We start from the raw sequence: 20,314 nt of genomic DNA, 5'->3' as shown, positions 1-20,314 counted from the left end.
CAGATCTTGTTCTGTTAGGCTTACCTTTCTTAACGTCTGAGCAACTGTTCAAGTGTTGATGAGGCGGGTCTCGGGATGGGTCACGGCCACGGACATGGGCATGGGCACGGCCACGGGCACGGGCACGGGGCGAACTCCGACCGCCGTTACCTGGTCGCGGCACTCGTTCTGCTGACGGTCTTCATGGCGGGCGAGGTCGTGGTCGGCGTCATCGCCAACTCCATCGCGCTGGTCTCGGACGCGGGACACATGCTCACCGACGCGGCCTCCATCGCCCTGGCCCTGGTGGCGATGGGTATGGCGGCCCGCCCCGCCAGCGGCGCCTACACCTTCGGCTGGAAACGCGCCGAGATCCTCTCGGCCGCGATCAACGGGCTGACGTTCGTGGCGCTCGTCGTCTACTTCGTCTACGAGGGCGTCCGGCGGCTCCTGCAGCCCCCGGAGGTGACGGGGGCGCTGGTCCTCGGCACGGCGCTGGTCGGCATCGGGGTCAACGCCGCCGCGGCCTGGCTCATCGCCAGGGCCGATCGCGGCAGCCTCAACGTCGAGGGCGCCTTCCAGCACATCCTCAACGACATGTACGCCTTCGTGGCGACCGCGGTCGCGGGGGCGGTCGTCTGGCTCACCGGCTGGGGCAGGGCGGACGCGATCGCCGCCCTGGTCGTCGCGGCCCTGATGGGCAAGGCCGCCTACGGCCTGCTGAGTGAGGCCGGGCGCATCCTGTTCGAGGCGGCGCCCCCCGGCGCGCCACCGGCGGAGGTGAGCGCGGCCATCACCGCCCACACCGAGGTCACGGCGGTCGACGACCTGCACGTGTGGACCGTGACCAGCGGGCTGTCCGCGCTGTCGGCGCACGTGACCGTCGCGCCCGGCGGTGACTGCCACCGGGTCCGCCGCGAGCTGGCCGACCTGCTGCACGAGCGCTTCCACATCGACCACAGCACGCTGCAGGTCGACCACGTCCCGGGCACCGCCTGCCGGATCGCCGCGGGCCGCGACAGGTCAGCCTGACGCCTCCACGAGGCAGGCCTCGAAGACCTTCGTGAACCGCGCGACCACGGCCTCCCTGCCCGCCTCGTCGAACGCGCCCGGCCCGAAGAGCTGGCGCAGCGTGCCCGCGCCCGCCACGAGCGCGGTGGCGGCGGTCGCCCCGAGGAGGGCGTCCCGGTCGGGCAGGCACGCGGCCAGCGGCTCCAGGATCGCCGAGCGGACCCGGTCCCTGACGATCTCGTGGATCTCCGGGCAGACCGTCGAACGGCTGAGCGTCGCCAGCACCGGCCCCTCCTCCCGCGAGCCGAGCAGGTCGGCCACGTACTCGGCCAGGCGCCGGGGCAGCTGTTCACGCGGGACGTCCAGTACCCCGGGAAAGCGTCCCCGTACGGCCAGCACCTCGGCGAACAGTTCCCGCTTCGTGCCGAAGTAGCGGTTGATCAGGGCGATGTTGACCCCCGCCTCGGCGGAGATGAGCCGCATCGTCACCTGGTCGTAGCCGAGTTCGGCGAACAGACGGCGGGCGGTGTCCAGGATGCGGCACCTTGTGCCCTCCCTGTCACGACGCCGTATCTCGTCCACTTTTCCATTCCTTCCAGATTTGACGGGTAAACAAGCGTCTACTAACTTCATGTGTATCGTACATACATTGGGGGATGGTCCATGCTGACCGAACAACAGGTCCAAGCCGAGGCGGCCCCGAGGTTCACCCACAGACAGGTGCTGGAGATCCTGGCCGGCCTGATGCTCGCCATGCTGACGTCGATGATCTCGACATCCGTGGTGGGAACCGCGCTGCCGACGATCGTGGGCACGCTCGGCGGCCAGGACCAGCTCGCCTGGGTCGCCAGCGCGACGCTGCTGACCATGACCGCCTCGACCCCGCTGTGGGGCAAGCTGTCGGACCTGTACGGTCGCAAGTTCATGTTCCAGGCCGCCCTGCTGGTCTTCGCGCTCTCCTCGGTCGCGGCGGGCTTCTCCCAGGACATGGGCCAGCTCATCGCGGCCAGGGCCGTACAGGGGATCGGCGCGGGCGGCCTGGCGGCGCTGCCGCAGATCATCCTCGGCGACGTGGTCGAGCCGAGGGAGCGGGGACGCTACTCCGGCTACATCGGCGCGGTCTTCGGCGTCTCCACCGTCGCGGGACCGCTCCTCGGCGGGTTCGTCGTGGACAACATGTCCTGGCGCTGGACGTTCTGGATCTGTGTACCGCTGGCCGTGGTCGCCTTCTTCGTCATCCAGCGGGTGCTCGATCTGCCGCCGTCCCGCCGCGCGGCCAAGGTCGACTGGTGGGGCGCGACCTTCATCACCGGCGGCACGACCGCGCTGATGCTGCTGCTGTCACTCGGCGGCAAGGAGTTCGCCTGGAGCTCCGGCTGGACCTACGGGCTCGGCGCGCTGAGCCTGGTCCTGTTCGGCCTGGCCGTCGTCGCCGAGCGCCGGGCGGCCGACCCGATCCTGCCCCCGCACCTGTTCCGCAACCACACCTTCGTGCTCACCTGCCTGGCCTCGCTGCTGGTCGGCGCCGCGATGTTCGGCGCGCTGATGTTCCTGCCGCAGTACCTGCAGATCGTCAAGAACATGAGCCCGACCGCCTCCGGCCTGATGACGCTGCCCATGGTGCTCGGCCTGCTCGCCTCCTCCATCGCCGTCGGCCGCTTCGTCACCAGGACCGGCCGCTGGAAGGCCTTCCCCGTCGTGGGCATGCTGCTGGTCGGCCTCGGGCTGTTCCTGCTCTCCCGGCTGCACGTCGACAGCTCACTGGTGAGCGTCGGCGTCGACATCACGGTGCTCGGTGTCGGGCTCGGCGCCTCCATGCAGATCCTGATCCTGGCCGCGCAGAACGCCGTCACCCGCGCCGACATGGCCTCGACCACCTCCGGCGTGACGTTCTTCCGCTCCCTCGGCGGCGCGGTCGGCGTGGCCGCGTTCGGCGCGATCCTGTCCAACCGGCTCACCTCCGAGCTGGTCTCCCTCGCCAAGGCCGCCCACCTGCCCCTGACCGGTGGCGCGGCGCCCAGCCTCGGCTCCCCCGCCGCCATCCACCGTCTGCCGGCACCGATGCTCGAAGTGATCCTTGAGGCCTTCACCCGGGCCATCCACACGGTCTTCCTGGTCGGCGTGCCGATCGCCGTACTGGCCGCGCTGGCGGCGCTGATGCTCAAGGAGCTCCCGCTGCGCTCGGCACGGAGCGCGGCGCCCGCGGCGCAGAGCGACCTCGCCGACGCGAGCTGACGGCAGGCACGAAAAAAGGGGCGGGTACGCACCCGCCCCTTTTTCGCTGCCGTCTCAGACCGTGGCCAGGGCGGCCTCGGTCTCCAGCACCGCCGCGACGGCGTTGACGACCGCGGCGATCCGGATGGCCTCCTGGATCTGCTCGCGGGGCAGCCCCGCCTTGCGCAGCACCTGCTCGTGGGACTCCAGGCAGCGGCCGCAGCCGCCGATCGCGGAGACCGCGAGCGACCAGAGCTCGAAGTCGACCTTGTCCACGCCCGGGTTCCCGATGATGGTCATGCGGAGCTTGGCGGGCATGGTCGCGTAGGTCTCGTCACCGATCAGGTGCATCGACCGGTAATAGACGTTGTTCATCGCCATGATCGCGGCGGCGCCCTTGGCCGCCCTGAACGCCTCGGCGGACAGGACGTCGGCCGCCTCGGCCGCGATCTCGGCGATCACGCGCTGGGACCTCGTCGCCGCCGCGCAGGCGAGCAGCGTCCCCCAGAGCTGCTGCTCGCCGAGCGAGGAGGTCGTGACGAGCGAGCCCAGGTTGAGCTTGACGTCCTTGGCGTAGTCAGGAAGGGCGCCCTTGAGGTTGTCGACGGACATCAGACGCCGGCCAGCAGCTGCTTCGCGTCCAGACCGGCCTCTCCCTTGTTCCAGTTGCAGGGGCACAGCTCGTCGGACTGGAGGGCGTCGAGGACCCGCAGGACCTCCTTGACGTTGCGGCCGACCGAACCGGCGGTCACCATGACGAACTGGATCTCGTTGTTCTGGTCGACGATGAAGGTGGCGCGCTGGGCGACACCGTCGGAGCCGAGGATGCCCAGCGCCGACGACAGCTCCCGCTTGATGTCGGACAGCATGGGGAAGGGCAGGTCACGCAGGTCGGGGTGGTCCTTGCGCCAGGCGTGGTGGACGAACTCGGAGTCGACCGAGAAGCCCAGGACCTGGGCGTCACGGTCGGCGAACTCGCCCTCGAGACGGCCGAACTCGGCGATCTCGGTCGGGCAGACGAAGGTGAAGTCCTTGGGCCACGCGAAGTAGACCTTCCACTTGCCCTCGTAGGACTTGTGGTCGATCTGGGCGAACGCGCTGTCCGCGTCCAGGGAGACACAGGCGGTCAGCTCGAACTCAGGGAAGCGGTCACCGATGGTGAGCAAGTCCGGTTCTCCTTCACAGGGGACGTCGTTGTCGGAGCCCACACTGCCGCACTTAGCATTGATTCGAGAAATCGAGCAGTCGAACGAATCTGACAGGTGATCCTTATCAGTGAGCCAACCCCCACCCTCGCTCAACTGCGGGCATTCCTCGCAGTCGCTGATCATCTGCACTTCAGGGAGGCGGCCTCCGCGCTGCGGATGAGCCAGCCCGCGCTGTCGAGCGCCGTCTCCGCCCTTGAGGAGACCCTGCACACCCGGTTACTCGAACGGACCACCAGGAAGGTCCTGCTGACCCCCTCCGGCGAGCGGGTCGCGGTGCACGCGGCGCGGGTGCTCAAGGCGGTCGAGGACCTCATGGGCGAGGTCGCCCAGAACCGGGAGCCGTTCAACGGCCCCGCGCACCTGGGGGTGATCCCCACGGTCGCCCCCTACGTGCTGCCCGCGTTGCTGCCGATGTTCTCGCGGCGCTTCCCCAGGCTCAAGCTGACCGTGCACGAGGCCAAGACCGAGACCATCCTGGAGGAGGTGCGTGAGGGCCGTCTCGACATGGTGCTGCTCGCGCTGCCGACCGAGGTGACCGGGCTGGTCGAGGAGCCCCTCTACGAGGAGGAGTTCCTGCTCGCCTTCTCCCCGGACCATCCCATGGCCGGGGCGGACACGCCGCTGGACCGCGAGGCGCTCAAGGGGCTGGACATCGTGCTGCTCAACCAGGGCCACTGCCTGCGCGAACAGGCCATCGACGTGTGCCGTGAGGTCGGCGCGCGGGCGACGGCGGCCACCTACGCCACCAGCCTGCCGACCCTGGTCCAGCTCGTCGCGGGCGGCCTCGGGGTGACACTGCTGCCCGAGTCTGCGGTCCCGGTCGAGACGGGCAAGCGGGTACGGCTGGCGCTGCGCCGCTTCGCCGACCCCGCCCCCGGCAGGACCATCGGCCTGGCCTACCGCGCCAGCTCGGCCAGGTCCGCCGAGTACGGCCTGCTCGCCGGGGCCATCCGCTCGGCGCTGCGCGCCAGACGCCTGCCGGTCAGGATCGTCGGCTGAACGGCGGGGTCACCGGCCCGCCAGACGGCCGAGACGGGCGACGGCCTCGTCGATGACCTCCTCCTTCTTGCAGAAGGCGAAGCGGACGAAGTGGCTGCCGCGTCCGGGGTCGGCGTAGAAGACCTGGGTGGGGATGGCCACCACGCCCGCCAGGTCCGGCAGCTCACGGGCCAGGGTGAGGCCGTCGGTGAAGCCGAGGGGGCGGATGTCGGTCTGGACGAAGTAGGTGCCCGAGGGACGGTAGACCTCGAAGCCCGCCGCGGACAGCCCGGCCGTCAGGCGGTCGCGCTTGGCCTGCAGGGCCGCGCGCTGCCCGGAGACCCACTCCATCTCGTGGCGCAGGGCGTGGGCGGTGGCCAGCTGCCAGGGGGCCGAGGCGGTGAAGGTGAGGAACTGCTTGACGGTCTGCACGGCGCGCACGAGCGGGGGCGGCCCGCACACCCAGCCCGTCTTCCAGCCGGTGACCGAGAAGGTCTTGCCCGCCGAGGAGATCATCACGGTGCGCTCGCGCATGCCGGGCAGGGTGGCCGGCGGGATGTGCTCGACGCCGTCGAAGGTGAGGTGCTCGTAGACCTCGTCGGTGACGGCCACCAGGTCATGCTCCCTGCACAGCAGGGCGATCTCCTCAAGCTCGGCGCGGGTGAGGACGGTCCCCGTCGGGTTGTGCGGTGAGTTGACCAGGATCGCCCTGGTACGCGGGCCGACGGCGGCGCGCAGTTCCGCCGGGTCGAAGGTGAAGCGTCCCTCGACCGGGCGCAGGGTGACCGGGCGCAGCACGGCTCCGGCCAGGGCGATGGCGGCGGCGTAGGAGTCGTAGTAGGGCTCGAAGGCGATCACCTCGTCTCCCGGCTCGCACAGTGCCAGGATCGAGGCCGCGATCGCCTCGGTCGCGCCGACGGTGACCAGGATCTCGCCGTCGGGGTCGTAGTCGAGGCCGTAGCAGGCCTTGCGGTGCTCGGAGACGGCCTGGCGCAGGTCGGGGACGCCGGGGCCGGGAGGGTACTGGTTGGCCCCCTCCCTGATCGCCGCCGCCGCGCGTTCCAGCATCGCGGCGGGCCCGTCGGTGTCGGGGAAGCCCTGTCCCAGATTGATCGAACCGGTCCGTACGGCGAGCGCCGACATCTCGGAGAAGATCGTCGTGCCGAACGCGCGCATCCGCGCCACCAGAGGATCGTTCACACGGCAACAGTAGACCGGGGCGCGTGACAGATCGAGTGCCAGCCCGACGACCTAGATTTGTATGGGCTTGTCGTCTTATGACAGAGGTCGTCTAGGCGAGATGGATTGCGCGGTGATACGTCTGTTTCCTGTGACCCATACGGCTCCCGCATCCGGAAGGCTCCACGAGCTGGACGCGCTACGCGGGTTCGCGGTGTGCGGGATCATGCTGGTCAACACCTGGCAGCACCTTCGTGAGCGCGTGCCCGGCGCCCAGCGCGGTGCCGTCGACTGGGTCGTGGAGAATCTTGGACAGAGCCGGTTCTATCCAATCTTCTCCGTGCTTTTCGGGATGAGCCTTGTGCTGTTCCTCAATTCGGCCGCCGGACGCACCGGCCGTCCCAGGCTCGTGCTGCTGCGCCGCCTGGCCGTGCTCGGGGTGCTCGGCCTGCTCCACCAGACGGTGAACCCGGGCGAGGTGCTCCTGCCGTACGCGATCTTCGGGGCGCTGGTGCTGCTGCCCGCCTCGTTCCTGCCACGCCGGGGGGTGCTGCTGCTCGGGATCGTCGTGACGGTGTGGGGGGTGCGCGAGGGCGGCGGCGTCATCCTCATCCCCGGGCTGTTCCTGCTGGGCATGGCGACGATGGAGTACGAGCCGCCGCGGTGGCTCGCGGGGCCCGTCTTCGTGGCCGGTACGGTGCTGGCCGTCGTGCTCGGCTACCTGTGGGTCAGGGCGACGGCCGGGGACCGCACGTTCTACTTCCGCGGCCTCTACCCCACCGCCGGGCTCGCCGCCGCGGCGGCCTACTGCACGGGGCTGCTGCTTCTCCTGCGGACCCGGGCGCGCGGGCCGCTGCTGGCGGTCCTGGCCCCGCTCGGCCGGATGGCGCTGACGAACTATCTGACGAGCACCCTGGTCATCCTGGCGGCGCTGCCGTTGCTGGCCGCGGACCCGACCAGGATCACGGTGATCGCGCTGACGGTCACCGTACTGGCCGCGCAGGCGTTCCTCAGCAGGGCGTGGCTGCGGGGGCACCGCTACGGCCCGCTGGAGTGGGGGTGGCGATGCCTGACGTGGCTGGAACGGGTGCCCAACCGCCGGATAGGGTCGAGGGTGTGACGCGCATCGCACTGTGCCAGATCCCGGTCTCCGAGGACCCCGCCGTCAACCTGTCCCGCGCCCGCGAGGCCCTGCGCTCCGCCGCCGAGGACGGCGCCGAGCTGGCGATCCTCCCCGAGGCCACCCTCACCCGGTACGGCAGGCGGATCACCGACCTGGCCGAGCCCCTGGACGGGCCGTTCGTCACCGGGCTCGCCGACGCCGCCAAGGAGTCCGGCCTCGCGGTCGTCGCCGGGGTGTTCGAGACCGGAGAGACCGGGTCCGGAGAGACAGGGCGGGGCCGGGTGTACAACACCGCCGTCGCCCTCGACGAGACGGGCGCGCTCCTGGCCGCCTACCGGAAGATCCACCTGTTCGACTCCTTCGGCGCCAAGGAGTCGGAGCTGGTCGTCCCCGGTGAGGAGCCGGTGGTCGTCGAGCTGGCCGGGCTGCGGGTCGGCCTGGTCACCTGCTACGACGTCCGCTTCCCCGAGCTGGGCAGGGCGCTGGCCGACCGGGGGGCCGACCTGTTCGCGGTGATCGCCGCCTGGGGGTCGGGCCCGATGAAGGAGGAGCACTGGGCGACCCTGGTGCGGGCCCGCGCGATCGAGAACACCACCTGGGTCGCGGCCGTCGGGCAGGCGCCGAACCCCGAGGCCGCCGACGGTTTCGGGATCGGCAGGAGCATGCTCGTCGACCCGATGGGCGTCGTCCACACCGACCTGGGGCCCGCGCCCGCGGTGCGGACGTGCGTGCTCGACCCCCAGGTCACGATTGCCACCCGGAATGCCCTGCCCTGCTTGGAACACCGGCGGCTTCAGGTCGGCAGATCGTAAAATGCGACCGTGAGTGAGCCACCTGGGCGTAGAACGCAGATGCAGAAGGTCATCCCGCCCCGACTGCTCGTGCCCTATCTCGCGGGCAGGCGCAGCGTCATATCGGGATATGTCTACCGTGTGCAGGACTGCGCCCGCCTGACAACGCCCGCCCAGCTCTTCGCGGGCCTCGACCTGGGCTTCGAGGGCTCCGAGCTGACCACGGCCGTCCCGGAGCTGTACCTCATGCGCTGGTTCGCCCGTGACGTCGACGCCTACGCCGTCCCCTACGGCCCGCACATGGGGGGCGACTGGAACGACGTGCCCCCGTTCGCGGGCAACGGCTTCACCACCTCGCGCGAGCACGTCGTGCCGCAGTTCCACACCACACCCGTGCCGATCCCAGCGGGAGCCGAGATCATCCACGTGACACCCGGCGAAGAGCGCCTGTTCGGCCGTTACGACGGCCTCACCTGGCGGCGGGCCTCGTGAGCGACGTGATCGAGCCGGTGGCATCCGGTTTCCTGGCGCGTTACGGCGAGCGGACCCACGTCGCGGCACTCGGCCCCGGCGACTCCGAGGTCGTGCTGTTCGCCAAGGAGGCCCGGCAGGGCTTCGAACGTCTCTCCGGCTACTGGCGGGCCGTGGTGCCCCGCGAGGAGCTGGAGTGGCTGGTGCTGGTCCGCACGGTCGGGGCGTTCGGCGGCGAGCCGTGCCTGGTCCTCGACGTCTCCGAGGAGAACGGCGAGGAGAGCCTGCACATCGCCTACACCGGTCACAGCGGGCTGAAGGCCGAGGCGCTCGGCTACTGGATGGTCGACCACGGCGCCTACGAGGTCGTCGTCCCCCGTGACGAGGTCTTCTCCATCCGTGTCGAGCGCGTCCCCCTGTCCCTCACCCCGGCCCCGGCCGAGCCGGAGTCGTGACGCCCTGCCTCAGGCCGGCTCCGCCCGCGCGCCGAGCGCCCGATAGCGCGCCAGGCGGGCGGTGAGCCGGTCGGCCGGGGCCGTCCGCAGCAGTCCGGCGATCTCGTGTTCCAAGGCGTGCGCGACCCGGCGGGAGAAGGCCTCCGGCTCGTAGGCCGCGTCGGGCAGCTCCGGGACGATCCGGTCGACGATGCCGTCGCGCCGCAGGTCGGTCGACTTCACCCGCTGCGCGGCGGCGGTCTCCGGGGCGAAGTCGACGCTCCGGTACAGCAGCGCCGAGGCGCCCTCCGGCGGCAACGGGGACAGCCAGGCGTGCTGGGCGCACAGCACCCGGTCGGCGGGCAGCAGCGCCAGGGCGGCGCCGCCCGCGCCCTCACCGAGCAGCAGGCAGACCGTGGGCGCCCCGAGCGTGACCAGGTCGGCCAGGCAACGGGCGATCTCCGCGGCCAGGCCGCCCTCCTCTGCCGCCTTGGACAGCGCGGCCCCCGGGGTGTCGACCACCGTGACCAGCGGCAGACCCAGTTCCGCGGCCAGGCGCATCCCCCGCCGGGCGACCCTGAGCCCGGCGGGACCGAAGGGGGCCGTGACCCTTCTGCGGCCCCGGTCCTGGCCGAGCACGACGGCCGGGGCCTCACCGAACCTGGCCAGGGCGATGAGCAGGCCGGGATCCGCCTCCCCCTCGCCGCTGCCGTTGAGCGGGGTCACGTCGCGGGCGCCGTACCCGAGCAGCTCGCGCACGCCGGGGCGGTCGTCCCTGCGGGAACGGGTGACGGCGTCCCACGCCTGGACCGGTGGGACGTGCTCGTCCGGCTCCCGCCCGGCGGGCCGTACCTCACGCGGGGCGCACAGTACGGACAGGGCCCGGACGGCGAGCCGCCTGGCCTCGGGGGCGGGCACGACCGCGTCGAGCAGGCCGTGGGCCAGGAGGTTCTCCGCGACCTGGACGCCCTCGGGAAAGGGGTAGCCGTGCAGCGACTCGAAGATCCTGGGGCCCAGGAACCCGATCAGGGCTCCGGGCTCGGCCATGGTGACGTGCCCGAGCGACCCCCACGAGGCGAAGACCCCTCCCGTGGTCGGGTGCCGCAGATACACCAGGTACGGCAGGCCCGCGGCGCGGTGGGCGGCGACCGCGGCGGTGATCTTCACCATCTGCACGAAGGCCGGGGCGCCCTCCTGCATCCGGGTACCGCCCGAGGCCGGGGCGGCCAGCAACGGAAGCCGTTCGTCGGTCGCCCGCTCGATCGCGGCGGTGAGCCGTTCGGCGGCGGCGAACCCGATGGATCCGGCGAGAAAGGAGAACTCGCAGGCGGCGAAGGCCACTCTGCGGCCGTCGAGCAGCCCCTCCCCGGTGACGACCGACTCGTCGTAGCCGCTCCTGGCGCGGGTCTGGGCCAGCTCCTCCGCGTAGCCGGAACCCTCGGGTGCGGGGTCGGCGGGCGTCCGGTCCCACGACCGCCACGTCCCGGGGTCGAGGAAGGCGTCGATCAGCGCGCGGGCGTCGGGACGCACGAGGTTCATACCCCGGCTCTCCGGCCCGCGCGGAAGGGTGGGTACGAGGAAGAGGTCGTCATCCTTCACGTTCCTCCAGCCACGCGAGGACCTCGTCGTTGTGCTCGCCGAGCGCGGGCGGGGCGGTGTGCCGCATGGGCGGGTCGCCGTCGAAGCGCAACGGCGGCCCGGGAAGCTCGATCGTGCCCAGGACCGGGTGGTCGACCTCGACGACCAGGCCCTGGGAGCGCGTCTGCTCCCAGGCGTAGACCTCGTCGATCGTCCTGATCGCCCCGGCGGGCACCCCGATCCCGGCGAACGCCGCCAGCCAGTGGGCGCGGTCGTGCCCGGCCAGGGCCCGTTCGATGTCGGAGATCAGGCGGGGGCGGTGCGCGAAGCGCTCCCTGTTCGTCGCGTACTCCGGGGTCAGCGGGTCGATGCCGAGCAGATCGGCGACCTTGCGCCACTGGGCGTCGTTGGCCACCGCGATCTGGAGCATGCCGTCGGCGCAGCGGAAGGCGCCGTAGGGGGCGATGGAGGCGTGGTGGTTGCCGCCCGCGCCGGGCACCTGCCCGCCGACCGTCCAGGCCGTGCCGTGGTAGGAGTGCACGCCGGTCACCGCGGCCAGCAGCGAGGTTCGCACGACCTTGCCCCGCCCGGTCCGCTCCCGCTCGTAGAGCGCGGCGACCACGCCGTAGGCGCCGTGGATGCCGCCGAGCAGGTCGGCGATGGAGGCCCCCACCCGGTACGGCTCCGCGGGCGAGGGGCCGGTCAGGCTCATCAGCCCCGCCTCGCCCTGGGCGATCTGGTCGTAGCCGGGCCTGCCGCCCTCGGGGCCGTCGTGCCCGAACCCGGTGATCGACAGCACGACGAGGCGGGGGTTGAGTTCGTGCAGCCGCTCGACGCCGAACCCGAGACGGTCCAGGACACCGGTGCGGAAGTTCTCGACCAGGACGTCGCTCTGCCGTACCAGGCGTTCGATGAGGGTCCTGCCCTCGGCGGACTTCATGTCCACGGTGATGGAGCGTTTGTTGCGGTTGGCCGCGAGGAAGTAGGTGGAGATGTCATGGCCGGGACCGACGAAGGGCGGTCCCCAGCTCCGGGACTCGTCGCCCGCCCCCGGCTGTTCCACCTTGATCACCCGGGCTCCGAGGTCACCGAGCATCTGTGCGGCGTGCGGTCCCGCCAGAGCGCGGGAGAGGTCGAGTACGACGATGTCGCCGAGGGCTCCGTGCAAGATCAACCTCCATTGGTGGTCGCCGAGCCTAGCCGAATCGGGACGGGAAAGGGGTGTCCCCCGCCACCGGCCGCCCCGCCCATCGAAGATCTTCCCAGCCCTCCGCCCGGCCCCTCCATCCGGCCTGGGGCCGTCGTGGGGGCCATCATGGAGGGATGGACGAGATCGTCTCCTTCGAGCGGCTGGCGGACACGATCCTGCGGCTTCCCCCGTCGTGCGGCCCCGTCCGGCTCGTCACGGTCGACGGTCCCGCCGGGTCGGGCAAGACGACCTTCGCGCGGCGTCTCGGCGCGGCGCTCGGGGCGCAGGTCGTCTCCAGCGACGACTTCCCCGTGCCGTGGGACGAGGTGCCCAGGGAGTGGTTCCGGCTGGTCGAGGAGCAGGTGCTCGGCCCGCTCGCCGCGGGTGAGGCGGGGGGTTACCGGCGCTTCGACTGGGCCGGTGGCGGTTACGCGGAGCGGGTCGAGGTGCCCGTCTCGCCCGCGCTGGTCCTCGAAGGGGTGAGCACGGCCCGCCGTACGGCCCCGGCCGCCCTGGCGGTGTGGGTGTGCGCGTCCGCCGAGGTCCGCCGGGCCCGGGTGCTGGCCAGGGACGGCGCGCATCTGGCCGAGCAGTGGCGGCGCTGGTGGCGGGCCGAGGAGACGTGGTTCGCCGCCGACGACACCCGCGCCAGGGCGGACCTGCTGGTCGACGGGGCCCGGATCCCCGGGGAGTTCGTCAGGGTGCCCCGTGACCGGGTCCGTCAGGGCCTCGCGTGAACCGTTCCCGGCGTCTCCCCCGAAGCCGTGATCGGGAGAGCGTCCGGGACCGCGGAGACGGGTTCCGCCGCGCAGGGGGCGCCGCCGCAGACGTCGACGACCACGCCCTCCCGCAGGAAGTGGGCCTTCTGCACGCGGGCCTCCGGGGAGTTGCGCGGGTCGTGGTGCGGGTCCCTGCCGTAGGCGGTGCCCAGCGGCGGTGTGTTGGTCCGCGGCGGGGTGACGGCCCCGCTGTCCCAGACGATGAGCGCCGACCCGGCGTACGGGCGGGGCGGCAGCGCCCTGATCCCCCAGTAGGGGGCGACGTCGGGGTCGCGGCCCGCGGCGACGGCGGGCTGGTGGACACGGGCCCCGATCGTCCGCGCCTCGACCTGGGCGGTCACGGTGGAGACCTGGTGGTCGCCGTAGGCGACGTGCAGCAGCACCCGGTGCCTGGGTGAGCCGGGCAGCGGGTCGTCGGTCAGGTGCTGGGCGTAGCCGTCGGTCTCCCCCCGGTCCCAGAGCATCTGCATGAGCGCGAAGCAGACCTGCTGGGTCAGCCGGTCGGGGTAGGCCTCGTCCATGATCCGCTGGAACGGCTGGAAGGCGGTGCTGCGGTTGAGCAGGGTGCTGTAGTTCATGCCCGTCACCCCGAGCACGGCGTTGCGCACGTCGGGGGAGACCGCGACCAGCGCGCCACCCGAGATGCCGCCCTGGCTGTTGCCGTCGTAGGCGAGCCCGGTCCGCCGGTCGAACAGCGGCCTGCCCCGTTCGTCCCTGAACGCCCGGTGACCGGTGAACCCGTCCCTGCCGGTCATGGCGCGGCCGAGGAGGACGAAGTTCAGCAGGCTCTGCTGCAGCCGGTCGGGAACCGTGCCGAACGCGGACAGGTCACGGAACACGCCCGCCACATGCTGGACGTCCTCCTCCGACATGCCGATCCACGCGGTGGCGCAGAAGACGAATCCCTGCTGCCCGGCCATCTCCCGCACGTCACGGGAACGCACCTCGGCGGCCCTGCCGAGCAGGCCGTGGCCGTACAGGGCGGGGGCCGCGGGCCTGGTGAAGGCCGAGCGCGGGATCACGCACTGGTAGCGCGTCCGCAGCGTGTCGCCGAGCGCGCGCGGCCTGCCGTCCTGGTCCCGGTTGAGGCGCGCCCCCGGCGGCGCTCCGGGCTTGTCGAGGTAGTTCGGGACCTGGATCTCCCCGGTGACCTCGCGGGCGATGTCGGGGTCCTGGGCCTCGGTGAGGTCGGTCACGGACTCGACGGTGAAGCGCGGCGCGGCCCCCTTGAGCGCGCGCAGTGCCTCGTCGCGCATGCTCAGCACGGGACCGGCCAGGCCCCGCGCGCTGGCCACGGTGAAGTCCCAGGCGAGGTAGAGCCCCCGCCCGTCGACCCCGGCCGTCGCGAGGTCGGCGAGGGTCCTGCGCAGCGCGCGCTGCCGTACGGCGAGCGGGTCCCCCGGGGGAAGGACCGCGCCGGTGAGCCTGGTGAAGGTCTCCGGGGCCCGCAGGGGGACGCCCGAGGCGTCCTTCAGGCCGCGCAGCGCGACGGCGTAGCGGTGGCCCTCGATGAGGTTCCTCGCCGGTCTGACGATCAGCGCCCGCCGGGCCGGATCGGTCGCCCCCGCGTCGAGCTCCGCCCAGTACGGCCAGCGCTCCCCGGTCACGGTGTCCACGATCACGATGGGGGCGTCGCGCCGCAGGGACCACCCGATGTCGGTGACGGGCGCCGCCCCCGTCCTGACGAGGTCGAGACCCGGCGCGTGGGCCAGCAGCATGGACCCCGGGGAGAAGCCGTCGGCGGTGTTCCACGACGCCGGGTCGACGGGGGTGCCTTCCTTGTTGCGGGGCATGGCGCCGGCGGACAGCTCGACCCGCAGGCCGGTCGCGGTGCGCGCGTTCACGGTGAACCAGTCGTTGGGGAAGGGCAGCAGGCACTCGGGGCCCGCGACCGGGTCGCAGCCCGCGTTCTCCGCACCGGGAGCGGCGGCCGGCGGCGCGGACGTCGAGGAGGCGGCCGGGACCGAGTCGGACGGCGGGGCGGGGGCCAGGACGGGCAGTACGGGCCTGGGGCCCATCGCCGAGATCACGGCCAGCACGAGACTCACCACCATCGCGCGCGGACGCATGCCTGTGCCTCCCTGAGCCTCGCCGGTGCCGGACACCCGTGACTAGCGCAGCAGACCGCAGGAAAGACCGTCCGTCAATGGGTGATCGCCGAATGGGTTCAGAGTGATATGTCCCTCAGATGCCCGTCGTCGTTGAAGATCTCGGCCCGCGAGCCGCGCCAGACCGAGACCGAGGCGTTCGTGACCGGCGCGAACGCGGCGACCGACTCCAGCGCGACCCCCTCGATCACGTGTTTGAGCATCAGCACCACCGCGTCGTGCGCGACGACCAGCACCCGCCGCCCGGCGTACCCGGCGCGCATGTCGCCGACCACCGCGCGCACCCGGTCCGCGACGTCGGAGAAACACTCGCCTCCGGGAGGGCGGTAGCCGTACTCGGCCCGCAGCAGCGACCGCGCCTCCTCGGGGAAGCGCCGCATGATGGCGGCCAGGTTCATCCCCGCGAGCTCGCCCATCAGGCGGTCGCCGAGCCTGGCGTCGAACCGCACCTCGGGGACGGCGCTCAGCTCGGCGGCGGCCAGCTCCCAGGTCTGCACGGCCCGCCGGTACGGCGAGCACCACACCACGTCGGGCCCCCGCTCCCGCGCCAGGCGCCTGCCGAGGGCGCTCGCCTGCCGTCTGCCGAGCGGGGTGAGCGGGACGTCCTCGTCGGCGCCGGTCAGGACGACGGCCGTCCCGCTCGCCTGCGCCCTGGCGTAGGCCACGTTGGACTCGCTCTGGCCGTGACGCACCGCGGTGATCATCGAGGGCATGCCCTCAGCCAACCTCGCCGTGAACGTCCGCGCAAGACCCGGCTGCTAACGTCCGGTCACATGGACGACGGCGTTTACACGGGCAACGCGGGCGAGGACGCGGCGCTGGACCGGGGATGGATCCTGGGGCACTTCAAGGAGGCCGGCGACCCGCGGCACAGCGAGGACGTGGAGATCAAGTGGGGGGTCCACCCGCCCGGCGACCGGCGGGCCCGGTGGGTGCGGGGCGAGGAGCGCACGGCGCTCCTGGTGCTCGTCAGCGGTCGTTTCCGTGTGGAGCTGCCCGGCCGCAGCGTCCTGCTCGAACGCCAGGGTGACTACGTCGTGTGGGGCAGGGGCGTCGACCACTCCTGGGTCGCCGAGGAGGAGTCGGTCGTGCTGACGGTCAGGTGGCCGTCCGTGCCCGGCTACGCGGTCGCCCCGGCGGAGCGCCCGCCGCTCGTCCAGAGCTGACACCGGGCACGGACCCGGTCTCAGCGGCGGCGGGGGCCCATGGTCGAGCCGATCACCGAGTCCGCGTCGTGGGCGTGCACCTTGGCCGCGAGCCGGATGGCCATCTCGCTCGTACGGCGCAGCTCGGCCTCGACCCGGTCCTTGCCCGACTGGCCGACCTGGACGCCGAAGTAGGCGCCGATGATCGCGCCGGAGACGCCGACGAGCCCGGCGAACGGGGCGGTCGAGTCGCCGCCGCGCATGGCGATCACCACGAAGGCGACCAGGATGACGACGAGGCCCGTCACCACGACGTAGAACCCGTAGCGCCAGCGGGCCGCCTCGGCCTTGGCGGCCACGGCCTCGTCCTCGGTCATCATCGCCGCGAGCGCGACGGGGATCTCGACGGTCTCGCCGGTCGGGGCCGTCGGGGGAACCGCGGAGGTGCTCACCGCGGGTGACTTGATGACGGGCGGAGCGGAGTTCTTGGTGGTCGTCACGGGTTCTCCCACTTCTCGTTAGAGCCTCAACGAGGCTCCCACGCTTTACACGAACAAGCCAATCGAAAGGTGTCGCGCGGGACCTGACTCCCTTACCGGTGTACCGCGCCCCCAAACCCCCGTCGAAGAACCACTAGGCTGGCCGCCTGTGACCGAACCGTCCGCGCTCTCCGCCGTCCCCACCGGAACCAGGGACGGGGTGCTCCGCTTCTACTTCGGCCCGATGGACTGCGGCAAGTCCACACTGGCCCTGCAGATGAACTACAACCATCGGCGTCAGGGCAGGCACGGTCTGGTGCTGACCAAGCACGACCGTTCCGGCGACGCCAGGGTGACCAGCAGGATCGGCCTGGGCAGCGAGGCCGTCGAGGTGGTCGACGGTCTCGACCTGGTCGAGCTGGTGCGCGGACAGCGGCGCGTCGACTACGTGATCTGCGACGAGGCGTGCTTCTACACGGTCGAGCAGATCGAGCAGCTGGCCGACCTCACCGACGACTTCGGCATCGACGTCTACGCCTTCGGCCTGGCCTCGGACTTCCGGTCGCAGATGTTCCCCGCCGCCCAGCGCCTGTTCGAGCTGGCCGACGAGATCAACCGGCTGCAGGTCGAGGTGTTGTGCTGGTGCGGCAGGCCCGGCCGGCTGAACGCCCGCGTGGTCGGGGGCAGGCTGGTGCGCACCGGGGAGCAGGTCGTCATCGGCGACACGGGTGAGGCGCCGATCCGCTACCAGGTGCTCTGCCGCCGCCACTACCGCGCGGGCGATCTCGGCGACACCTGACGTCCGGCCGGGATCCGGCGGGACGTCAGGCGCCGGCGGGACGTCAGATCGCGCAGTGGCCGTCGTCGCAGGCCTCGCCGGTCCTCTCCGTCCCGGGGGTCTGCCCGGTCCGTTCGGCGACCTCCTCCAGAGCGGCGAACAGCGTGTCCTCCGGCTGGGCGCCGGAGACCGCGAACTGGCCCTCGAACAGGAACAGCGGGACTGAGGAGACACCCAGGGAGCGGGCCCTGGACAGCTCCTGGCGCACCTGTTCCGTCCCGCCGGGGCCGGCGAGGTCGGCCTTGACGTCCAGGTCCGCGGCGATCGTGGCCAGGACCTCGCGGGAGCCGACGTCGAGGCCGTCGGTGAAGTGGGCGGCGAACAGGCGGTACAGCGCCTCCTCCCCCCTGCCCTGCTCGTCGGCGATCTGGATGAGCCGGTGCGCGTCGAGGGTGTTGGCGTGGACGGCGCGGTCGAAGCGCATCTCAAGGCCGTCCTGGGCGGCGACCTGGGTCACGTGGGCGAACATCTGCCGCGCGCGTTCCTGGCCGCCGAACTTGGCCGCGGCCCAGGTGAGCAGGGGTGACCCGGTGGACTCGGCGTCCGGCGCGAGCTGGAAGGGCCGTAGCCCGATCTCGACCTCGCCGCCGGTGGCCCGGTAGCGCTCGACGGCGCGGGCGAAGCGGGTGTGACCGATGTAGCACCAGGGACAGACCACGTCCGAGTAGATTTCAACCTTCACAGAAGGCTGCAACCAGGGCGAAGCCCCACTGATTCCGGGAACAGGGTCAGATGGCCGAGGCGATGTCCTCAAGACGGGCGGCGAGACGGTCCCTGTCTCCCTCGGCCAGCGCGGCGGCGGCGCGCCACCAGCCGAACCACTCGCCGCTGCGCCACATCCAGTCGGCCCGCTCGATCGCGGCGACGACGTCGCCCCTGTCCCGCCAGGCCTCGCCGACGTCCTCGGGGTGCGCCCCGTGGCGCAGCGCCCAGGCGCGCAGGACCTCGGCGGCGGCGGGGTCGACCGGCTGCGCGTAGGGGTCGGGGTCCTCACCGGCGAGCCGGTGCGGGCCGAGCCCCGCGGCGACGCCCCAGCTCCACTGCGCCTCCGCAGGACGGGAGTAGCGCAGCGAGTGGAAGTCCAGGTTGGAGCCTAGGGTGTCGTCCGTACGGGCGACCACGACCGCGTCGAGCCTGCCGCCGACGTCGAAGGAGACCAGGACCCGTTCGCCGGGCCGTACGTTCCCCGGCAGGTCGATCCGGTCCTCCGCCTGCCAGGAGTTCAGGTCGGTCGCCGCCGTGGGGCGCCCCCACTGCTCGTCCGCGGCGTCGTCGGCGATCCAGGCGGCGAGCATCTCCAGCACGGTCAGGTCGGTCCACGGGTCGATCGCGGTCGCGGTGCGCAGCACCTCGTCCGGGGAGGGCAGTTTCTCCCCTCTGGACCGCGACCACCACTCCTCGCCGAGGTCCCGGGTGCCGACCAGCAGCGCGGCGAGCGCCGCCAGCTCGGCCGACCTGCGGGTGAGCGCGACCCCCCTGACGAGGTCCGCGCAGAGCGCGGCCCGTTCGGCGCCGAGCACGGCCCGCGCCTCGCCGAGCAGCGTCACGGCGTCGGGTTGCCCTGCTCCGAAAAGGTCACGAACGAGTCTTCTGGCCTCGGTTCGGGCGTCCTCCGCACGTTCCTCGCGCATACGCGTCAGATTACGCCGGGAGCCAACCCCGCGCGAGGGCTCCGCGCCGTCGCTCACCTACCGGCGTCCTCGCCCGGGATGGCTGTGCCGTCGCCGTCACCGCCGACCGAGGAGGCGTTCCTGTGGGCCGCGCGGCCGACCATGTAGGCGGCGACGGTCGCGGTGATCACCTGGAACACCCCGGTCAGCAGCAGCGTCCCCGCGACGGTCCAGGTGGGGTGGCGCAGCCACATGGCCAGCAGGACCAGTTGCAGACCGAGCACCTGGGGCTTGGTCGCCGGGTGCATGCGCGACAGGGTTCCGTGGAACCTGAACATCCCCACCCCGGCGGCCAGGGCGAAGGCGGCGCCGAGCAACACGCACACCGCCGCGGCCACCTCGAGCGGGGTCACCGGGCCCGCCCGGAGAAGAACCTGGCCAGCGAGACCGACCCGACGAACCCGACGAGGGACAGCACCAGCAGCACCGGCAGCGCGGAGTAGGCGCCCAGGGCCGTCGCCCCCGCCGCGATCCCGCACATCACCACGGCGGTGAGCACGTCGAGCGCGACCGCCCTGTCCAGCATGGACGGGCCGCGCACCAGCCTGGTGAGCGTCAGCGCCGCCGCGCAGCCGAGCAACGCGAGCGCCGTCAGGTACACCGCCGTCACCGCAGTTCCTCCCTGTCCTGTGAGGTGCCGAAGGCCGCGACGATGGCGCCCTCCAGACGGGTCACGTCGGCCTGGACCGTGGCGGGGACGTCCCCCTCGACCCCGAGCACGTGCAGGACCAGTCGCCTGTCCGCGAAGCGCGCCTCGAGGACCAGGCTGCCGGGAAGCGCCGACAGGGCGATCGTGATCAGCACGGTCATCACCTCCGACGAGGTGCGCAGCCGTACGGTGACCACCTCGACGGGCGGCTGGACGCCCAGGCGCAGCGCCCAGAGGGCGACCCTGAAGCTGGACATCACCAGGTCGCCCGCGAAGCGGGCCAGGAAGACGGCCGCCGCGACCGGGTGGATCCTGACGCCGGAGTCGAGTATGGGCAGCGGCAGCGCCCAGACGATGACCGTGGCGGCCAGCAGGCCGCCGAGCACGTTGCCCACGCTCAGATCGCCCCACAGCAGCAGCCAGACCACGGTCAGCCAGACCACCTCGCCCGGCGGGACCGGTCTGCCCAGCAGTCGCGGCACCCGTCCTCC

Annotated in this window: 24 protein-coding genes; 10 read left to right on the top strand and 14 right to left on the bottom strand. The window is 72.0% G+C overall.

The window, feature by feature from the left end:
* Nucleotides 1-75: 75 nt before the first annotated feature.
* Complete coding sequence (locus ACFYY8_RS15900; RefSeq protein WP_390041259.1) at nucleotides 76-1,011, top strand: cation diffusion facilitator family transporter; 936 nt, start codon at nucleotides 76-78, stop codon at nucleotides 1,009-1,011.
* Here ACFYY8_RS15900 and ACFYY8_RS15895 read toward each other — a convergent pair.
* Entirely contained in the window at nucleotides 1,003-1,572 is a 570-nt protein-coding gene (locus ACFYY8_RS15895) for a TetR family transcriptional regulator (protein ID WP_390041257.1), read from the bottom strand. The two genes, ACFYY8_RS15900 and ACFYY8_RS15895, sit on opposite strands and share 9 nt — an antisense overlap.
* Before the next feature lie 81 nt (nucleotides 1,573-1,653).
* On the opposite strand from ACFYY8_RS15895, the gene ACFYY8_RS15890 reads away from it, so the two are divergent.
* Nucleotides 1,654-3,225: an MDR family MFS transporter gene (locus ACFYY8_RS15890; RefSeq protein WP_390041255.1), complete on the top strand. Its 1,572-nt coding sequence runs from the start codon at nucleotides 1,654-1,656 to the stop codon at nucleotides 3,223-3,225.
* 54 nt (nucleotides 3,226-3,279) lie between these two features.
* Here the strand turns inward: ACFYY8_RS15890 and ACFYY8_RS15885 are convergent, their stop codons facing one another.
* Nucleotides 3,280-3,816: a carboxymuconolactone decarboxylase family protein gene (locus tag ACFYY8_RS15885; RefSeq protein ID WP_390041253.1), complete on the bottom strand. Its 537-nt coding sequence runs from the start codon at nucleotides 3,814-3,816 to the stop codon at nucleotides 3,280-3,282.
* The gene (locus tag ACFYY8_RS15880; RefSeq protein WP_352011374.1) at nucleotides 3,816-4,370 is read right to left on the bottom strand and encodes a peroxiredoxin; all 555 of its coding nucleotides are present in this window, start codon (nucleotides 4,368-4,370) and stop codon (nucleotides 3,816-3,818) included. Before ACFYY8_RS15880 ends, ACFYY8_RS15885 begins: the two co-directional genes overlap by 1 nt.
* A gap of 96 nt (nucleotides 4,371-4,466) precedes the next feature.
* Between ACFYY8_RS15880 and ACFYY8_RS15875 the strand changes: the two genes are divergently transcribed.
* Nucleotides 4,467-5,411, top strand: coding sequence for a LysR substrate-binding domain-containing protein (locus tag ACFYY8_RS15875; RefSeq protein WP_390041250.1), 945 nt, complete (start codon nucleotides 4,467-4,469; stop codon nucleotides 5,409-5,411).
* Between the two features lie 9 nt (nucleotides 5,412-5,420).
* Here the strand turns inward: ACFYY8_RS15875 and ACFYY8_RS15870 are convergent, their stop codons facing one another.
* Entirely contained in the window at nucleotides 5,421-6,590 is a 1,170-nt protein-coding gene (locus ACFYY8_RS15870; protein WP_390041248.1) for a pyridoxal phosphate-dependent aminotransferase, read from the bottom strand.
* A 112-nt stretch (nucleotides 6,591-6,702) separates the two neighbouring features.
* Between ACFYY8_RS15870 and ACFYY8_RS15865 the strand changes: the two genes are divergently transcribed.
* From ACFYY8_RS15865 to ACFYY8_RS15850, 4 genes are read left to right on the top strand one after another with little or no spacing between them, the layout of a single operon-like run.
* Nucleotides 6,703-7,689: a DUF418 domain-containing protein gene (locus tag ACFYY8_RS15865; RefSeq protein WP_390041246.1), complete on the top strand. Its 987-nt coding sequence runs from the start codon at nucleotides 6,703-6,705 to the stop codon at nucleotides 7,687-7,689.
* Nucleotides 7,686-8,504 (top strand): carbon-nitrogen hydrolase family protein, encoded by an 819-nt coding sequence (locus ACFYY8_RS15860; protein WP_390041244.1) that lies wholly within the window; start codon nucleotides 7,686-7,688, stop codon nucleotides 8,502-8,504. The genes ACFYY8_RS15865 and ACFYY8_RS15860 overlap by 4 nt, the downstream gene beginning before the upstream one ends.
* 9 nt (nucleotides 8,505-8,513) lie before the next feature.
* Entirely contained in the window at nucleotides 8,514-8,975 is a 462-nt protein-coding gene (locus tag ACFYY8_RS15855) for a hypothetical protein (protein WP_390041242.1), read from the top strand.
* On the top strand, nucleotides 8,972-9,409 hold the full coding sequence (locus ACFYY8_RS15850; RefSeq protein ID WP_390041240.1) for a hypothetical protein: 438 nt from the start codon (nucleotides 8,972-8,974) through the stop codon (nucleotides 9,407-9,409). The genes ACFYY8_RS15855 and ACFYY8_RS15850 overlap by 4 nt, the downstream gene beginning before the upstream one ends.
* Before the next feature lie 9 nt (nucleotides 9,410-9,418).
* On the opposite strand, the gene ACFYY8_RS15845 is transcribed toward ACFYY8_RS15850, so the two are convergent.
* Together ACFYY8_RS15845 and ACFYY8_RS15840 are read right to left on the bottom strand one after the other, a co-directional pair.
* A complete protein-coding gene (locus tag ACFYY8_RS15845; protein ID WP_390041652.1) occupies nucleotides 9,419-10,927 on the bottom strand; it encodes a carboxyl transferase domain-containing protein in 1,509 nt (502 codons plus the stop codon).
* Between the two features lie 49 nt (nucleotides 10,928-10,976).
* Entirely contained in the window at nucleotides 10,977-12,134 is a 1,158-nt protein-coding gene (locus ACFYY8_RS15840; protein WP_390041238.1) for a CaiB/BaiF CoA transferase family protein, read from the bottom strand.
* Between the two features lie 155 nt (nucleotides 12,135-12,289).
* On the opposite strand from ACFYY8_RS15840, the gene ACFYY8_RS15835 reads away from it, so the two are divergent.
* Entirely contained in the window at nucleotides 12,290-12,892 is a 603-nt protein-coding gene (locus ACFYY8_RS15835) for a uridine kinase (RefSeq protein WP_390041236.1), read from the top strand.
* Here the strand turns inward: ACFYY8_RS15835 and ACFYY8_RS15830 are convergent.
* On the bottom strand, nucleotides 12,877-15,003 hold the full coding sequence (locus ACFYY8_RS15830) for a hypothetical protein (RefSeq protein ID WP_390041234.1): 2,127 nt from the start codon (nucleotides 15,001-15,003) through the stop codon (nucleotides 12,877-12,879). The two genes, ACFYY8_RS15835 and ACFYY8_RS15830, sit on opposite strands and share 16 nt — an antisense overlap.
* A 98-nt stretch (nucleotides 15,004-15,101) precedes the next feature.
* Nucleotides 15,102-15,755 (bottom strand): histidine phosphatase family protein, encoded by a 654-nt coding sequence (locus tag ACFYY8_RS15825; RefSeq protein ID WP_390041232.1) that lies wholly within the window; start codon nucleotides 15,753-15,755, stop codon nucleotides 15,102-15,104.
* A 60-nt stretch (nucleotides 15,756-15,815) separates the two neighbouring features.
* On the opposite strand from ACFYY8_RS15825, the gene ACFYY8_RS15820 reads away from it, so the two are divergent.
* Nucleotides 15,816-16,208, top strand: coding sequence for a signal peptidase I (locus tag ACFYY8_RS15820; protein ID WP_390041230.1), 393 nt, complete (start codon nucleotides 15,816-15,818; stop codon nucleotides 16,206-16,208).
* A gap of 20 nt (nucleotides 16,209-16,228) precedes the next feature.
* Here the strand turns inward: ACFYY8_RS15820 and ACFYY8_RS15815 are convergent, their stop codons facing one another.
* On the bottom strand, nucleotides 16,229-16,687 hold the full coding sequence (locus ACFYY8_RS15815; RefSeq protein WP_390041228.1) for a hypothetical protein: 459 nt from the start codon (nucleotides 16,685-16,687) through the stop codon (nucleotides 16,229-16,231).
* A 148-nt stretch (nucleotides 16,688-16,835) separates the two neighbouring features.
* On the opposite strand from ACFYY8_RS15815, the gene ACFYY8_RS15810 reads away from it, so the two are divergent.
* Entirely contained in the window at nucleotides 16,836-17,465 is a 630-nt protein-coding gene (locus tag ACFYY8_RS15810) for a thymidine kinase (protein WP_390041226.1), read from the top strand.
* Between the two features lie 43 nt (nucleotides 17,466-17,508).
* On the opposite strand, the gene ACFYY8_RS15805 is transcribed toward ACFYY8_RS15810, so the two are convergent.
* From ACFYY8_RS15805 to ACFYY8_RS15785, 5 genes are read right to left on the bottom strand one after another with little or no spacing between them, the layout of a single operon-like run.
* Entirely contained in the window at nucleotides 17,509-18,186 is a 678-nt protein-coding gene (locus tag ACFYY8_RS15805; protein WP_390041224.1) for a DsbA family protein, read from the bottom strand.
* Between the two features lie 46 nt (nucleotides 18,187-18,232).
* Nucleotides 18,233-19,135: a hypothetical protein gene (locus ACFYY8_RS15800; RefSeq protein WP_390041223.1), complete on the bottom strand. Its 903-nt coding sequence runs from the start codon at nucleotides 19,133-19,135 to the stop codon at nucleotides 18,233-18,235.
* Nucleotides 19,136-19,188: 53 nt separating this feature from the next.
* Nucleotides 19,189-19,527: a cation:proton antiporter gene (locus ACFYY8_RS15795; RefSeq protein ID WP_390041221.1), complete on the bottom strand. Its 339-nt coding sequence runs from the start codon at nucleotides 19,525-19,527 to the stop codon at nucleotides 19,189-19,191.
* The gene (locus ACFYY8_RS15790; RefSeq protein WP_390041218.1) at nucleotides 19,524-19,784 is read right to left on the bottom strand and encodes a monovalent cation/H+ antiporter complex subunit F; all 261 of its coding nucleotides are present in this window, start codon (nucleotides 19,782-19,784) and stop codon (nucleotides 19,524-19,526) included. Before ACFYY8_RS15790 ends, ACFYY8_RS15795 begins: the two co-directional genes overlap by 4 nt.
* Nucleotides 19,781-20,305, bottom strand: a complete 525-nt coding sequence (locus ACFYY8_RS15785; RefSeq protein ID WP_390041216.1) for a Na+/H+ antiporter subunit E — start codon at nucleotides 20,303-20,305, stop codon at nucleotides 19,781-19,783. Before ACFYY8_RS15785 ends, ACFYY8_RS15790 begins: the two co-directional genes overlap by 4 nt.
* Nucleotides 20,306-20,314: the final 9 nt, after the last annotated feature.

The sequence above is a fragment of the Streptosporangium sp. NPDC001559 genome, assembly GCF_042893955.1.
GTDB lineage: Bacteria > Actinomycetota > Actinomycetes > Streptosporangiales > Streptosporangiaceae > Streptosporangium.
Note: the sequence above shows the minus strand (reverse complement) of the source record. Positions and strands in the feature narration are given on the sequence as shown.

Coding starts and splice junctions, on each gene's coding strand:
- ACFYY8_RS15820 (WP_390041230.1), top strand. CDS start 15,816: ATGGACGACGGCGTTTACACGGGCAACGCGGGCGAGGACGCGGCGCTG.
- ACFYY8_RS15835 (WP_390041236.1), top strand. CDS start 12,290: ATGGACGAGATCGTCTCCTTCGAGCGGCTGGCGGACACGATCCTGCGG.
- ACFYY8_RS15885 (WP_390041253.1), bottom strand. CDS start 3,816: ATGTCCGTCGACAACCTCAAGGGCGCCCTTCCTGACTACGCCAAGGAC.
- ACFYY8_RS15890 (WP_390041255.1), top strand. CDS start 1,654: ATGCTGACCGAACAACAGGTCCAAGCCGAGGCGGCCCCGAGGTTCACC.
- ACFYY8_RS15800 (WP_390041223.1), bottom strand. CDS start 19,135: ATGCGCGAGGAACGTGCGGAGGACGCCCGAACCGAGGCCAGAAGACTC.
- ACFYY8_RS15845 (WP_390041652.1), bottom strand. CDS start 10,927: ATGAACCTCGTGCGTCCCGACGCCCGCGCGCTGATCGACGCCTTCCTC.
- ACFYY8_RS15830 (WP_390041234.1), bottom strand. CDS start 15,003: ATGCGTCCGCGCGCGATGGTGGTGAGTCTCGTGCTGGCCGTGATCTCG.
- ACFYY8_RS15825 (WP_390041232.1), bottom strand. CDS start 15,755: ATGCCCTCGATGATCACCGCGGTGCGTCACGGCCAGAGCGAGTCCAAC.
- ACFYY8_RS15900 (WP_390041259.1), top strand. CDS start 76: ATGGGTCACGGCCACGGACATGGGCATGGGCACGGCCACGGGCACGGG.